This window comes from Shewanella sp. MF05956 (assembly GCF_059758055.1).
Map to the genome: position 1 here is coordinate 57325 of NZ_JCAYNV010000005.1, position 16461 is coordinate 73785.

Genomic DNA, 16461 nt, shown 5'->3' on the forward strand with positions numbered 1-16461 from the left:
ACTTACAGGAATTTCGTGATTTAAGTTATTTTTTTACCTTTTACACGATCCTGTTGTTATTTTTCAAGACACAGATCACGGTTAAACGGTTTCTAAGCCTTGTTATAAGTGGAAAATAATACCAGATAATGGGTAAAGATGACTAGGTTAACCACAATGCAATATTTGTAAATTAAAGATGCAATATTCAAATTCTGTTGTTATATTACAACAAAAGTGTGTTTTTATTCATCGACCGAATTCGAACATGGCGCACACACATAATTAGGAGAGCTTTCAGCAATGGGCAAATCAATTGGAGCCAAGGCTTGTGACTTCGTACTTTTCGGTACAAAAGGCGATTTAGCTAGGCGTAAATTATTACCTTCTTTATATCAGCTAGATAAAGCAGAGTTACTCGATAAAGAAACCAAGGTCATTGGTGTTGCAAAAGATGCATTCACCCACGAAGAATTCATCGCCCTTGTAACAAAAGCACTAAATACTTTTGTTAAAGATGAAATCTGTCCAACCACGCTAGAACGCTTCCTCAGTCGTTGTCATTACATCGGCACCAATTTTACCGAGCCTGAAGGTTACAAAGCTTTCCACGATTTACTTGAGCCAAGTAAGCGTGTCATGGTGAACTATTTCGCAACGCCTCCTTCAATTTTTGGTGCTATCTGTCGTTGTTTAAATGAGCAAGATTTAATTAAGTCAGACACCCGCGTTGTATTAGAAAAACCCATCGGAACCGATTTAGAATCATCGCATGTGATTAATGATCAAGTCGCCGAATTTTTTAACGAAAATCAGGTTTACCGTATTGACCATTACTTAGGTAAAGAAACCGTACAAAACTTGATTGCACTGCGTTTTGCTAACTCGTTGTTTGCATCGAAGTGGGACAACCGGACAATCGATCATGTCCAAATTACGGTTGCTGAAGAAGTGGGTATTGAAGGCCGTTGGGGTTACTTTGATGGCGCTGGCCAGATGCGCGACATGATCCAAAACCATTTACTACAAGTGTTAACCCTTGTTGCAATGGACCCACCAGTCAATTTAGACGCTGACAGCATTCGTGATGAAAAAGTAAAAGTGCTTAAGTCATTGCGCCCAATTAACCAAGACAACGTGTACGAGAATACCGTGCGTGGTCAATACAGTGCCGGCTTCTTAAAAGGCTCGCCTGTTCCTGGTTATTTGGAAGAAGAAGACGCCAACACCAATTCAAACACCGAAACCTTTGTGGCATTACGTGTTGATATTGATAACTGGCGTTGGGCTGGGGTGCCGTTCTATTTACGCAGTGGCAAGCGTATGCCGTTCAAGAGCAGCGAAATTGTGGTGTACTTTAAAAATCCACCGCACAACCTGTACCGTGCAAGCTATCGTAACCTGCCACCTAACAAGTTAACCATCCGTTTACAGCCTCATGAAGGTGTTGAAATTCAGATGATGAACAAGGTGCCTGGTCTTGAGCAAAAGCAGCGTTTGCAAACGACCAAGTTGGACTTAAGCTTTACTGATACCTTTAAAAACGAACGTATTGCCGATGCTTATGAGCGTTTATTACTTGAAGCCATGTTAGGTAATCAAGCCTTGTTCGTTCGTCGCGACGAAGTAGAGCAGGCATGGAAGTGGGTTGACGGAATCATTCAGTCTTGGGAACAAAGTGGTGAAAAACCAAAACCGTATCCAGCTGGTACTTGGGGCCCTGTGGCGTCTGTGGCACTTATCACTAAAGACGGCCGTTCTTGGGACGAGTAGGGAGCAGATATGATTAAAGAAACTGTATTTAAATCGTTTGATACACCCGCGGACTTAGAAGCTAAATTAGCCGACAAAATTGCACTGCAATTGCAAGATGCGGTTGATACTCGTGGCAAAGCCAGTTTAGTGGTATCAGGTGGTTCAACGCCGTTAAAATTATTTGAGTTATTAAGCCATAAGTTAGTCGACTGGAGTGATGTGTACATCACGCTAGCCGATGAGCGCTGGGTTAATGCCGATGAAAAAGATTCTAACGAAAGACTGGTTCGTGCACATTTGTTACAAAATCGTGCCGCCAGTGCCAAGTTCCGCGGTCTTAAAAATATGTTTGCCAGCCCAGAAGCGGGTTGTGACATGACCAGCGAATCATTGGCTAACTTTCCTCGTCCATTTGACGTGGTCGTGCTGGGCATGGGTACCGATGGACATACCTGTTCATGGTTTCCGTGTAGCGCTGAATTAGATAACGCCCTGACCACCAAGGCGTTATGTGCAGCGGTCAATCCAACTACAGCACCACATGCGCGAATTACGTTATCTAAAGATGCCATTTTAAATAGCCGTCAGATTTATTTGCATCTTGTTGGAGAGTCAAAATTAACTGTATATCATCAAGCACTTGAAAACGATGATGTTACCCAAATGCCCATTAGAGCCGTATTAGCGCAGCGTAAAACGCCCGTTGATGTGTTCTATAGCGCGTAAGGAGTTTTACCATGCATTCAGTAGTACAAACTGTTACCGATAGAATTATTGCTCGCAGCCAACAGTCGCGTTCAAGCTATTTATCTGCCCTAAACGATGCCAAAGCTCAAGGCGTTCACCGTAGTGCATTAAGCTGTGGCAACTTAGCCCACGGTTTTGCTGCCTGTCAGCCAGTAGAGAAAGACTCTTTACGCCAACTGACCAAAGCCAACATTGGTATTGTGACTGCATTTAACGACATGTTATCTGCCCACCAACCGTATGAAACCTATCCGAACATGCTTAAGCAAGCGTGTATGGATGTCGGCAGTGTTGCGCAAGTCGCTGCAGGCGTACCTGCCATGTGTGACGGTGTGACTCAAGGTCAACCCGGTATGGAGCTGAGTTTACTGAGCCGCGAAGTCATTGCTATGTCGACCGCAGTAGGGTTATCGCACAACATGTTTGACGGTGCCTTACTACTGGGTATTTGCGACAAAATCGTTCCAGGTCTTTTGATTGGTGCATTGAGTTTTGGTCATTTACCGATGTTATTTGTGCCAGCAGGCCCAATGAAGTCAGGTATCCCAAACAAAGAAAAAGCCCGTATTCGTCAGCAATTTGCCCAGGGGCAGGTTGACCGCGCCGCATTGCTTGAAGCGGAATCTAAGTCTTACCACAGTGCGGGTACTTGTACTTTCTACGGCACCGCTAACTCTAACCAATTAATGTTAGAAGTCATGGGCTTACAGTTACCTGGTTCATCGTTTGTAAACCCTGATGACCCATTACGTGATGAGCTAAGCAAAATGGCGGCTAAGCAAGTGTGCCGTTTAACCTCATTGGGCACGCAATACACCCCAATTGGTGAAGTGGTTAGCGAAAAGTCAGTGGTTAACGGCATCGTTGCATTACTGGCAACGGGTGGTTCAACTAACTTAACCATGCACATTGTGGCGATTGCCCGTGCTGCTGGCATTATTGTTAACTGGGATGACTTCTCAGAATTGTCGGCTGCTGTACCGCTTATTGCCCGCGTTTATCCAAATGGTCATGCTGATATTAACCACTTCCATGCTGCTGGCGGTATGGCTTTCTTGGTTAAAGAGTTACTTGATGGCGGCTTAATTCATGAAGACGTTAACACTGTTGCCGGTTACGGTTTACGCCGTTACACCCAAGAGCCTCGTTTAATCGATGGTGAATTAAAGTGGGTTGATGGTGTCACTGAATCGTTAGACAAAGAAGTACTAACGCATCTTGATACGCCTTTCCAAAGCAACGGCGGCTTAACCTTACTAAAAGGTAACTTAGGCCGTGCTGTGATTAAGGTTTCTGCAGTCCCAGCAGGTAATCGAATTATCGAAGCTCCTGCGGTTGTGATTAACGATCAAAATGAAATTGACGAATTATTTAAGTCTGGCTCGTTAGACCGTGATTGCGTTGTTGTTGTGAAAGGCCAGGGCCCTAAAGCTAATGGTATGCCTGAACTGCACAAACTCACGCCATTCTTGGGTACCTTACAAGATAAAGGCTTTAGAGTTGCATTAGTCACCGACGGCCGTATGTCTGGCGCATCAGGTAAAGTCCCTGCAGCCATTCATTTAACACCAGAAGCATTAGACGGCGGTTTAATTGCCAAAGTACAAGATGGCGATGTGATCCGTATCGATGCGACCACCGGCGAATTAACGCTTTTAGTCGATGAGAAAACACTTGCTAACCGCACCGCAGGGATTGTGGACTTACACCATTCAGCGTACGGCATGGGCCGTGAATTGTTTGGTGCGTTACGTCGCAGCTTAAGCAGCCCAGAAACAGGCGCTCGCAGCACTAGCGCGATTGATGAATTATATTAAAAATAAAGGAAGTCGGTAACATGATTGAGCCTAATAACTGGTTACTTCAACCACAAGAAGTGTTTAAACGTAGCCCAGTAGTTCCGGTTATGGTGATAAACAAACTAGAACACGCTGTGCCTTTAGCCAGAGCATTGGTTGCTGGCGGGATCAGTGTATTAGAAGTGACATTACGTACTCCTTGTGCACTTGAAGCGATCGCTAAAATTGCAAAAGAAGTGCCTGAAGCCCTTGTGGGTGCAGGTACTATTTTAAATGAAGCTCAGCTTAACCAAGCGGTTGCAGCAGGTTCGCAGTTTATTATCACTCCTGGTGCCACGGTTGATTTATTAAAAGCGGCTAAAAAGGGCACAGTGCCTTTAATCCCAGGTATTGCCAGTATTTCTGAAATCATGGTGGGAATGGAGTTAGGTTACACTCACTTCAAATTTTTCCCTGCTGAAGCTTCAGGCGGCGTGAATGCACTTAAGTCGTTCTCTGGCCCATTAGCGGATATTCGTTTTTGCCCAACAGGTGGCATCAGCCCAGCGACATACAAAGAATACTTGGCTCTGCCAAACGTTGATTGTATCGGCGGCAGCTGGATTGCCCCAACAGATGCAGTAGACAATGAAGAATGGGATCGTATTACGCAGTTATGTAAAGACGCGCTAGCCGCCCTTTAATTAACCTTGTAATGACATCACGTTAAAAACCAGCTAATTAGCTGGTTTTTTTATGGCTTTTTGTTTTCATATAGCCGCAAGTATATGGCCTGCGGCCACTAACGTCGTGGCACTTCGCCACACCAGAGCAAGGTCATAAGTAGTAAACTTACGCAGGGGGGAATCGTCGTCCCGGTAATGCTTTTGAGCCGGGATCCAGGTGTTTATGTACTCATGGCCTACGGCCACTAACGTCTTGGCGCTTCGCCCACACCAGAGCAAAGGTCATAAGTTGTCAACTTACGCAGGGGGTAATCGTCGTCCCGGTAATGCTTTTGAGCCGGGATCCAGGTGTTAGTTTTTGTAGTTTGGTCGCTTTGTACTCATGGCCTACGGCCACTAACGTCGTGGCGCTTCGCCCACACCAGACCAAGAGGAAACCAACGGCTGTTCCCTCTTGGAACTCCCAGCCGCCACATCAAAATTATCTGAAAAGCGATAATTTCGCGACGTGGTTGAATCCAGCTTTTAACTTCGTCTGAGTGTTCTTCGGCCTTATTCGAAAATGCTAACGCTTCAGATGGGGCGTCCCTTCCCCTCTAAAGCTAGCTCGCCATCCATGGCTAGCTCACGTCATTTTCTTCAACGGCCTCAAGTTCAGAGTTGAATTTGGACGGTTGCAAGCAATATACGTAACTCATTTATGCCCCATTCTTTGCTAGTGCATCTAATCATCCATGTTTTATTTATCTCTATTTAGCATACTTTTTCTTATGTGATGGATTCGTCATTTCAAACATCAGACAATTTCCAGAATGAATCGAAAACGGTTGTCACTGTTAGTCACTAAAGTATCAACCAGAAAGATGCTCAATACAGCTGATGGAAAGTACTTTTCAAACTAACAATCGTTGAGGCGGACAACAATGTAATTGTGAATAACGCTCATGTTAAAGAATTAGTATTATTACCTTTTATCTAGCTATATCATTGTTTTTAAATGTGTTGGCACAGCACTAATGACTTGGGGTACACTATCTACAACATGGGTTGCTAGGGGTTGGAATGAACATACATGAGTTTATAGGGCAGTACAGAAACCACCCTGTTTTGTTTGTAGGAGCTGGTTTAAGTCTACGCTATCTAAATAATTCTTTTACATGGGATGGCTTACTAAAACACATAGCTTTTGAGCTCAAAGGGAACAACGAGTTCTATCTTGATATTAAAGCTGAGTGTCGAGATAACGGTAAGTATGATTATACCAAAATTGCTACGAAAATAGAGCAAGAGTTTAATACTGACCTAGGTAAAGATCGAAACGGAAAATTCAAAAAAATCAATGATATTTTCTATCATGAGATGGAAAGCGAAAACTATTTGAGTCGTTTCAAAGTTTATATTTCGCAGCTAGTAAGTGAGCTTAACTACAAGGAAGAGAAAAAGGAAGAGCTGGCTGAGCTGAAAAAAATCCGCAAAAATATCGGTTCAGTAATCACCACCAACTATGATGCTCTAGTAGAGAATGTTTTTAGCTTTGAGCCTCTAGTGGGAAATGATATCTTGCTTAGCAACCCATATGGTTCCGTATATAAAATTCATGGTTGCTGTACCGATCCATCAAAAATAATTATCACCGAAGGTGATTACGCTCAATTCAACGATAAGTATGAACTAATCAGAGCGCAGCTACTGTCAATTTTCATTCATAACCCTATCATCTTTATGGGATACGGAATCGGCGATGAAAATATTAAGAGCCTGTTAAAGACCATTTTTACCTATATCGAACCTAACTCAGATAATGCAGAAAAAATTCGCAATAACTTTCTATTAGTTGAGTATGAACGTGGTTCTCAATCACATGAAATAAGCGAGCATGACATTGACCTAGAGGGATTTTCAACTATCAGAATTAATAAGTTGAAAACAGATGATTTCAACGAAATCTACAAATCCCTTTCTAACTTGAACCTACCTGTATCAGCAATGGATATTCGAAAAGTTCAGAGTATTGTTAAAGATATCTATTCTGGTGCAAGCCCTGATGGGAGCAGCATTAAGGTAAACATTACAGAAGATATTGATTCACTTGATAATAGCGATAAGATTCTTGTAATTGGTTCAGCAAAATCCATTACATATGAGCATAGGAACGCATCTAGCTTTATGTCTGATTACTTTGATATCGTTGAAGAGTCAAACCATCATTTGATTAGATTAATCGATAAGATAAACATAGCAGTCACGCAATGGTTCCCTATTTACGCGTTCGATCTGATTTACCCCAACCTCGAAAAGTCTGCTGTATTAAAAGAGCAGCAACGAAGGAAAATTGAAGAGAACGTTGCGAGTTTACCTTGTTCCGTTGAAACCACTCATACGTGCTTACAAGAAATCTTTGATGATGATTCTGTCACGCGAGCGAATGAAATCAATGCGATCATGTGGTCAACATGGAATGAAAAGGTTCCTTTGGAAGAAGTTGAAGCATTTCTTAAGCAAATGCCAGACAAAAAAGGGACTGGCTATCGACGCCTACTATGTGCGTTCGATTATAAAAGGAATAGTTAGTGAAAACCGCCGAAAGGCGGTTTTACGATTCAGGCTTGCTAAGATAACTATGCCACTTCATTATCTAAGAAAGTATTAAAGCAATACTAACAATTGCTAAATCCATGTTTTCTTACGCACACTTCATCGTCATATGTGTCGTGGAACATTCCACTTACAGTCCATTCCAATGCATTTGTTTTAAATTTATTTCCGATGTAGTGACACTGTCCACTAAATTTAGTTGGGTCAGAATTTAGTTGGGTCAGTGTAAAACCTAGTTTCTCATAAAGGGTAAACATGACAACTTACTTCATTTATACCAGGAAACAACGTTCTTCAGCATTGTTACTGATTTTAAATGCTGGCGTGGCATTCCTTTTATACGTAGCAGCGCACAAATATCTGCCAACGTTAACGAACGATACTCATGCGGTAGCACAGCTGTTTGAGGTTGTTGATATTGCCATTTGGGTTGTTGAAGCGATATTGCTTGGTTTAGCATTATGGTTCTGGTTTGAAAATAAACAAATTAGGGTGTGTGTCACGCAAACCACTTTGTCCTATTTTGATCCCACCTTTAGTGATGTGAGTTGGCAGGTTAAGGTTTCTGACATTACGCAATTGAAGCAAATCAGCCATACAGGGCAAGAATCTATTTCAAACCTGATAGTGCTCAAAAATGGAGAACATAGGCAACTAATGTACTCAAACTATCGAGGATTTGATCGACGTGCTTTTTTTGATGCACTTGTATTAGCCAACCCGAATATGATTGTGCCAGAGAGTATATACAGCTACAAAATACAAAGGCCATCATGGGCTAAACGCATTCGGAAAAAGTTTGGTTTAGATGAATAATTTTTTTAAAATAAGTTGGGCCAAAATTAGTCAGACCAAATTAAGTTGGGCCAAAATTAAGTTAGGCCAAAAATTAGTTGAGTAAGCGACTGTTTATGAAAAGAAGCATCGGTAAAATCAGTCCAAGTGTCATCAAACTTACATCACAGGAATAAGCATGAAAACCATTGGTATGATTGGCGGTATGAGCTGGGAGTCGACGCAAAGCTATTATCAGGCGATTAACCTTGGGGTTAAGGCGGCCTTAGGTGGATTGCATTCAGCTAAGATTTGTTTGTACAGTGTTGATTTTGCTGAAATCGAAACGTTACAATATCAAGGGTTATGGGATGATACTGCCAAGATATTAGCAGATGCCGCTGTGGCGGTTGAAGCCGGTGGTGCTGATTTTGTGCTTATTTGTACCAATACCATGCACAAAGTGGCTGATGAGATACAGGCGCAAATCTCGATCCCGATTTTGCATATTGCCGATGCGACCGCCAATGCACTTTTGGCCGATGGCATCACTAAAGTCGGTTTGTTAGGCACTCGCTTTACTATGGAGCAAGACTTTTACAAACTCAGGATAAGCGACAATTACCCCATTGAAGTGATTGTGCCCAATTCCGATGACCAAACGCGAATTCATGACGTGATATATCAAGAATTATGCTTAGGTAAAATTAACCCGCAATCAAGGCAAGCTTACCTAACCATTATCGATAAGTTGTTTGCTCAAGGGGCACAAGCGGTGATTTTAGGATGCACTGAAATTGCTTTATTAGTGCAGCAACAACACACTCAAGTACCGTTATACGACACCACTCAAATCCATGCTAACAGTGCTGTGACATTAGCATTAACATAAAAAACGCCTTAAGTGCGGTGGCACTTAAGGCGTTTTGTATTAGCATTTTATAACATTAGTCTTTATAAGCACGGCCATAGAAGCTGTCTAATAGCACTTGTTTAATCTCGCTAATGAGTGGGTAGCGAGGGTTAGCACCAGTACATTGATCATCAAATGCATCTTCTGCAAGTTCATCCAATTTTGCGATAAAGTCTGCTTCGTTGACACCGGCTTCTTGAATAGAGGCGGGGATCCCAATGACCTTCTTAAGCTCTTCGATTTTCTCAATGAGCTTTTCAACTTTTTGCTCATCTGTTTTGCCACCTAACTTTAAGTGTTCACTAATGGCGGCATAACGACATAATGCTTTAGGGCGGTCGTATTGGCTGAACGCCGCTTGCTTGGTTGGCATGTCTGTGGCGTTAAAACGAATAACGTTAGAGATTAACAGTGCATTGGCTAAACCATGTGCTAGGTGGAACTCAGCACCTAATTTGTGTGCCATTGAGTGACAGACACCCAGGAATGCGTTGGCAAATGCAATACCGGCAATGGTGGCGCCATTATGCACTTTCTCACGGGCAACAGGGGCTTTTGCTCCAAGCTCATAGGCGTCTGGTAAGTATTTCACCAGTAAATCGAGAGCTTGTAATGCCTGGCCGTCACTGTATTCGTTTGCCATTACACTGACATACGCTTCTAATGCGTGAGTTACCGCGTCAATACCGCCAAAGGCCGTTAATGACTTAGGCATGTCCATCACAAGGTTAGGGTCAACAATCGCCATATTGGGTGTCAATTCATAATCTGCAATAGGGTACTTTTTACCTGTCACTTCATCGGTGACTACCGCAAATGGTGTGACTTCTGAGCCTGTGCCTGATGTGGTAGGAATGGCCACCATTTTGGCTTTACGGCCCATTTTAGGGAACTTGTAAATACGTTTACGAATATCCATGAAGCGTAAGGCTAAGTCAGCAAAATCAACATCTGGGTGCTCATACATGACCCAAATGATTTTCGCTGCATCCATAGGTGAACCGCCGCCTAATGCAATAATCACATCCGGTTGGAAGCTGTTAGCCACTTTAGCGCCTTGACGGACAATGGCTAATGTTGGGTCGGCTTCGACTTCGTAAAACACTTCGGTTTCTAACCCTTGTGCTTTCAAGATCTTTAAGGTTTCGTTGCAATAGCCATTATTGAACAAGAACTTGTCGGTAATGATTAATGCACGTTTTTTGTCGCTTAACTCTTCAAGAGCAATCGGTAAACTGCCACGGCGGAAATAAATTGATGATGGAAGCTTGTGCCACAACATGTTTTCAGCCCTCTTGGCGACCATTTTTTTGTTGATTAAGTGACTTGGGCCAACGTTTTCAGAAATTGAGTTACCGCCCCATGAACCACAACCTAAAGTTAACGATGGCGCTAATTTAAAGTTGTATAAGTCACCAATGCCGCCTTGTGAAGCAGGGGTGTTAATTAAAATACGCGCGGTTTTCATTCTAAAACCAAAGGCTTTAACGCGTGCTTCCTGGGTGTCTTGATCGGTATATAAACCAGAGGTGTGGCCAATGCCGCCTAAAGTGACTAGGGCTTCAGCTTTATCCATGGCTTCATTAAAGTCTTTGGCTTTATACATACCCAATAATGGAGATAACTTCTCGTGGGCGAACGCTTCGGCATCATTAATGTCTGTCACTTCACCAATCAATACTTTGGTGTGGCCTGGCACGGTAATACCTGCCATAAGGGCGATATTGACTGCGCTTTGACCAACGATGTCGGCGTTTAGGCCGCCATTTTTAAGAATGACGCTTTGCATTGCGGCGGTTTCGGCTTTAGATAACATATAGCCGCCGTAATGAGCAAAACGCTCTTTGACTTGCTTATAAATGCTTTCAACCACAATGACAGCTTGCTCAGAAGCACACACTACGCCGTTGTCGAAAGTTTTAGACATTAAAATTGAACTCACAGCGCGTTTAATGTCTGCGGTTTCATCAATAACGATAGGAGTATTACCCGCGCCAACGCCAATGGCTGGTTTGCCAGAAGAGTAGGCGGCTTTCACCATACCTGGGCCACCGGTGGCTAAAATGAGGTTGATTTTTTCATGGGTCATTAATTGATTAGATAATGCAACGCTGGGTTGATCTATCCAGCCAATAATGTCTTTGGGTGCGCCAGCCGCTACAGCTGCATCGAGTACGATTCTTGCTGCTGTTGTGGTTGAGTTTTTCGCTCTTGGGTGCGGTGAAAAAATAATACCGTTACGGGTTTTTAAACTTATAAGCGCTTTAAAAATGGCAGTAGAGGTTGGGTTTGTTGTGGGCACAATACCGCAAATAATCCCGACTGGTTCAGCAATCGTAATGGTGCCAAAGGTTAAGTCTTCAGACAAAATGCCACAGGTTTTTTCATCTTTGTACTTGTTATAAATGTATTCAGACGCAAAGTGGTTTTTTATCACTTTGTCTTCAAGCACACCCATGCCTGTTTCTGTAGCAGCCATTTTAGCAAGAGAGATGCGCGCATCTGCAGCAGCAAAAGCCGCTGCCCTAAAGATTTTGTCTACTTGCTCTTGGCTAAAGTTAGCAAATTCGGCCTGCGCCTTGGCAACGCGTTCTACCAGTAGGTCAAGCTCTTGAGTATTGGTTACAGTCATAATGGTTTCCTCTAAAAATATTCAACAAATCGTTTTTGCAAAATATTCTTTGTAAATAAAATTACAGTTTATAGGGTGAATATGCTGTGATACTGACCACATAAAAGCGACAAATGTAATTTTATTACAACTCGCGTGTACGTTTTTTGCACTTTTTTGTGTTGTAGATATGCATATCAATTACATGTTATTGAGTGAATGGCGATTGATGATTAAGTGCTAATTGAATCTTCAACCTTCAACCTTCAACCTTCAAATCTCGAATATCTAATATCTAATCTCTAATATCAAAGTTCAGTCATTTACCTTGAGTGCAAATGAGCTTGCGCATTGCATCTTCAAAATGCGTTTAATTGGTGCAATGTACAAGGCGTCAAATAACAATCTTAAGCTTCAATCTTGATTGTTCTGTATTACAGATTGAATGATTTTCGCTCAAGTTGAATCGTTTAATTATCGTACTTCCAACGTGTACTTAATATTATTCTATTGAATTTAAATAACATTTTATTATCACAAAACGTACATAAGCAACCGCTAAAGCTCGATTTGCTTATTTAATTCAAGAAATGTGATTGACATCAATATTGAGAAGAGGGAATATGCTCAATGAAAGGGCATATGCTCACGCTAGGTACAAAAGCTCGACTTAGGGTAGTCATACCCTGATTACAGATAATGACGCAGCGTAATAAGCATCGAATAATGCCTAACATAGACAGTTAAGTGGGATTTTTAGCTTAAAGCCATTGTAAAATAGCACCTTAATTTTCTTTATTCATTAAGGCTGGTTTATGGATACAAAGCCAAAGTTAGTCATTTTTGATTGCGACGGTGTTGTGATCGACAGTGAAGTCATCAGCGCGAATGTGTTAATCGACAAATTAGCCGTGTTGGGTGCCCAGATTGATATGGCGTTTGTGCAACAACATTTTTTAGGCTGCCAATTTGGGACTGTCGCGGCCAAAATTAACAGTTTGTTGAATATAACGTTGCCACATGCTTTTGAATTGCAGTACCGAGAACAGTTGTTATTGGCATTTGAGCGTGATTTAACCGTTACGAATGGCATTAAAGAGGTACTCGCCGCCTTAACTGTGCCATTTTGCATTGCCACAAGCAGCAGTTTACCTCGCACAACAAAAGCGTTGTCGGTGGTGGGATTAAGCGATGTGTTTGCTGGGAATGTTTTTACCGGCAGCGAAGTTGAAAACGGTAAACCAGCACCCGATTTATTTTTACATGCAGCCAGGCGTATGAGCGTAGCACCAGAACAATGCTTAGTGATAGAGGACAGTTTTTTTGGCGTAACAGCCGCTGTCGCAGCCAATATGCCTGTTATTCATTATGTGGGTGGTGGACATATTAGTTATCACAATCATCCGGTAGCTAAAACGTTTCCACAGATTACGGCATTAACAGATTGGCAAGATTTCGCTCAGTTAATGCCCAGCATAATGCGTTAACACTGAATAATGAGGAATATTATGGACAGTAAATCAAATTCAGAATTAGCGCGATTAGAAGATGCAGCTAGAGCGGCGTGGTTGTATTACGTGGCTAAAAATACTCAAGATGAAATAGCACAGAAATTAGAGGTATCAAGGCAATCAGCACAGCGACTCGTTGCACTTGCTGTGAGTGAAGGCTTAATTAAAGTCCGTTTAGACCATCCCATTGCAAAATGCATGGAATTGGCTGAGCAACTTAAAAACAGATTTTCTTTACTTGAGTGCGAGATTGTCCCTAGTGATCCCAGTGATGACAGCTCGGTACATGGCTTAGCGCAAACCAGTGCGGCTGTGGTAGAACGCTATTTAAAGTCGGCACAACCGAAAACGCTGGCATTTGGAACGGGTCGGGCACTTAAGGCGTGTATTGATGAGTTACCGTCAATGCAATGCCCACAACATAAAATTGTGTCGTTGCTCGGTAATATGATGTCAGACGGTTCAGCTTCAGCATTTGATATTGTGGTCAGCATGGCGAACAGAGTCCAAGCTAAACATTACCCAATGCCATTGCCGGTTATTGCAAACTCAGTGACAGAGAAAAACATTTTGCATGAGTTAGCGCCGATAAAAAGTATTTTAGCGTTGGTTGAACAAGCTGATGCAACCTTTGTTGGTATAGGGCAGATGGGCGAGCAATCACCCTTAATGCTCGATGGTTTTATTAACCAAGATAAATTGAATGAATTGGTGAGCGATAGCGCAGCAGGTGAAATCATTAGTTGGGTTTACGATCATCAAGGGCAGTTATTAGCTCATCCCATTAATCAATTAGTGATGAGTGCGCCGTTAACACCCAATGCCAGTAAACCCGTTTATGGTATTGCCGCAGGTAAAAGTAAAGTGAATGCGATATGTGCAGCATTGCAAGGTGGGTTAATTAACTCATTAATTACTAATGAATATACCGCCGAGCAAATACTTGCAAAAGTGAAATAAATTATAGAATGCTAACAGAGTAGGCTGAGTCACTGGAATTATGGATGTGAAAGTGATTTGGCGTAAATAGATTTTACTCTCTGTATGTTAATCAATAGAGTTTAATTAATAGAACTTAAGAAATAGAGCTTGAAAAATAGATTGTAATTTTAAACACTGACTAAAAAATAATGTCAGTCGGTTTATCTCAATATAAACCACAATACAATAAGCATCAGCAATAAAGTGTTATTTGTACTTGAACTTTATATGCAGCAAAACGTATTAATAAAAATAGAACGTCAATGGGGTTATTATTTCAGTTAAACAGAAATAATAAATAGTCAAAAAGGTAAGTTGCTTAATTTTATCATCGATATTGGTGAGGGATTAATTTACCTGAAAATATAGGAATATAACAATAATGACAACAAGTCACCGAGATTCTTCATTTCATCAAATGAATGAAGAGCAGCTTCCCGTCGCTAAGAATAAGTTGCACGGTTGGAAACATTTTGCAGGTTTATATGCTGGGGAGCATGTTGCTGCAACCGAATTTGTGATTGGTGCAACCTTTGTCGCCTTAGGTGCATCGACGATAGATATCCTTTTAGGGTTACTGATTGGTAACCTGTTAGCCATGTGTTCTTGGTGGCTACTGACTGCGCCTATTGCCGTTGAAACCCGTTTAAGTTTGTACAATTATTTAAATAAAATTGCTGGCGATTCAATGACCAAGCTCTATAACTGGGCTAACGTAATTATCTTTGCCGTGATTTCTGCCGCCATGATTACCGTGTCTTCCACCGCAGTGCGCTTTTTGTTTGATATTCCCGCGCAGTTGAATTGGTATCCCAGCAGTTTATGGTTTGTGATGATTGTATTGGCCGTTGGTTCAATCGTTGTAGTAGTAGCCATGTATGGTTTTTCAACCGTTGCTGACTTTTCTAAAATCTGCGCGCCCTGGTTATTTGTTATCTTTATTGCCGGTTCATTCAGTTTATTCCCTGCGTTATCAAACCATGTGATAGGCACGACGACGTTAGGTGGCTGGCAAGACTTTATGACCATTGGCGACAGTTCAATCTGGACGGGCTTAAACGATAAAGGCGAGCCTGGCATTGGTTTACTTGAAGTGATTGGATTTGCCTGGGCTGCCAACTCGATTACGCACTTTGGTTTAATCGACATGGCTATTTTTCGTTTTGCTAAGCGTAAAAGTTATGGTTTGTTTTCTGGTGTGGGTATGTTCTTTGGCCATTATATTGCCTGGATCTCGGCCGGTATTATGGGCGCGGGTACTGCGGTATTGTTAAAAACCACCATCACACAGCTTGATCCTGGTGACGTGGCTTATCATGCTTTAGGCTTTTCTGGTTTTGTGATTATTATCATTGCAGGATGGACGACAGCAAACGCTAACTTGTATCGTGCTGGTCTTGCTGCACAATCTATTTTTGTTAATCAATCGCGTGAACGAACCACTGCGATTGTGGGAATGGTCACGGTAGTGATTGCCTGTTTTCCATTTGTATTTACCCAAATGCTGCCATTACTGACGTATGCCGGTTTATTAGTGGTGCCTGTGGGCGGAATTGTATTTGCTGAGCATGTGCTATTTCCTAAAATCGGCTTAACTCGCTATTGGGCTAAATATCAAAACCTGTCTAAAAGCACACCAGCCATTGCATCTTGGGCATTAGCATTAATCTTTGGCTTTGGTTTAAACAGTTTAGATGTGATTTCATTCTACTATTTGTTTATTCCTACCTGGATATTCACCATCATTATTTACACCGTATTAGCCAAAAAATACGGTGCTGATTTAGATTATAGCGACGCTATTAATGCTGATGAAAAAGAACAGCAACAAATTGCAGAATATCAAGACGCAATGGCACAAGATGATAAAGAAACAATCGAAGATGTAAGTAAGTTTACCAAGCTATTAAATGGTTTTGCCTTTATCTCGTTAGTGGTTATTACCGCACTTGCCGTGAATGTGATGTTTTATAGCCCAACGATGGATATATACGCAGACAATAAATCGTTATTCGAAACCGTGTGTTTTGTTTGTACGGTGATTTATTTTAGTTGTTCATACTTTGCATTAAAACGTCACAAAAACTTAAATTCATAAAACCCAATGAGTGACTCAAAGCAATGGTCATAT

At 41.9% G+C, this 16461-nt stretch carries 11 protein-coding genes; 10 read left to right on the forward strand and 1 reads right to left on the reverse strand.

What is annotated here, in order from left to right:
• Window positions 1-282 precede the first annotated feature (282 nt).
• From zwf to AC19MX_RS07175, 7 genes are all read left to right on the forward strand, one after another.
• Complete coding sequence (gene zwf / locus AC19MX_RS07145) at window positions 283-1752, forward strand: glucose-6-phosphate dehydrogenase (protein ID WP_432403225.1); 1470 nt, start codon at window positions 283-285, stop codon at window positions 1750-1752.
• A gap of 9 nt (window positions 1753-1761) precedes the next feature.
• Window positions 1762-2460, forward strand: a complete 699-nt coding sequence (gene pgl, locus AC19MX_RS07150; RefSeq protein WP_498297316.1) for a 6-phosphogluconolactonase — start codon at window positions 1762-1764, stop codon at window positions 2458-2460.
• Window positions 2461-2471: 11 nt separating this feature from the next.
• Window positions 2472-4298, forward strand: coding sequence for a phosphogluconate dehydratase (edd, locus tag AC19MX_RS07155; RefSeq protein ID WP_432403229.1), 1827 nt, complete (start codon window positions 2472-2474; stop codon window positions 4296-4298).
• A gap of 20 nt (window positions 4299-4318) precedes the next feature.
• Complete coding sequence (locus AC19MX_RS07160) at window positions 4319-4963, forward strand: bifunctional 4-hydroxy-2-oxoglutarate aldolase/2-dehydro-3-deoxy-phosphogluconate aldolase (protein WP_498297317.1); 645 nt, start codon at window positions 4319-4321, stop codon at window positions 4961-4963.
• Between the two features lie 1044 nt (window positions 4964-6007).
• Window positions 6008-7516 carry an SIR2 family protein gene (locus AC19MX_RS07165; protein WP_498297319.1) on the forward strand — a complete coding sequence of 503 codons (1509 nt, stop codon included), beginning with the start codon at window positions 6008-6010 and terminating at the stop codon, window positions 7514-7516.
• Window positions 7517-7795: 279 nt separating this feature from the next.
• A complete protein-coding gene (locus AC19MX_RS07170; RefSeq protein WP_498297321.1) occupies window positions 7796-8356 on the forward strand; it encodes a hypothetical protein in 561 nt (186 codons plus the stop codon).
• Window positions 8357-8513: 157 nt separating this feature from the next.
• A complete protein-coding gene (locus tag AC19MX_RS07175; protein WP_498297323.1) occupies window positions 8514-9206 on the forward strand; it encodes an aspartate/glutamate racemase family protein in 693 nt (230 codons plus the stop codon).
• A 55-nt stretch (window positions 9207-9261) separates the two neighbouring features.
• Here AC19MX_RS07175 and adhE read toward each other — a convergent pair whose 3' ends face one another.
• Window positions 9262-11859 (reverse strand): bifunctional acetaldehyde-CoA/alcohol dehydrogenase, encoded by a 2598-nt coding sequence (gene adhE, locus AC19MX_RS07180; RefSeq protein ID WP_498297324.1) that lies wholly within the window; start codon window positions 11857-11859, stop codon window positions 9262-9264.
• 794 nt (window positions 11860-12653) lie between these two features.
• On the opposite strand from adhE, the gene AC19MX_RS07185 reads away from it, so the two are divergent.
• From AC19MX_RS07185 to AC19MX_RS07195, 3 genes are all read left to right on the forward strand, one after another.
• Complete coding sequence (locus AC19MX_RS07185; RefSeq protein WP_498297326.1) at window positions 12654-13325, forward strand: HAD family hydrolase; 672 nt, start codon at window positions 12654-12656, stop codon at window positions 13323-13325.
• Between the two features lie 21 nt (window positions 13326-13346).
• Window positions 13347-14309, forward strand: coding sequence for a sugar-binding transcriptional regulator (locus tag AC19MX_RS07190; protein ID WP_498297328.1), 963 nt, complete (start codon window positions 13347-13349; stop codon window positions 14307-14309).
• A gap of 403 nt (window positions 14310-14712) precedes the next feature.
• Complete coding sequence (locus AC19MX_RS07195; RefSeq protein ID WP_498297330.1) at window positions 14713-16428, forward strand: purine-cytosine permease family protein; 1716 nt, start codon at window positions 14713-14715, stop codon at window positions 16426-16428.
• Window positions 16429-16461 lie beyond the last annotated feature (33 nt).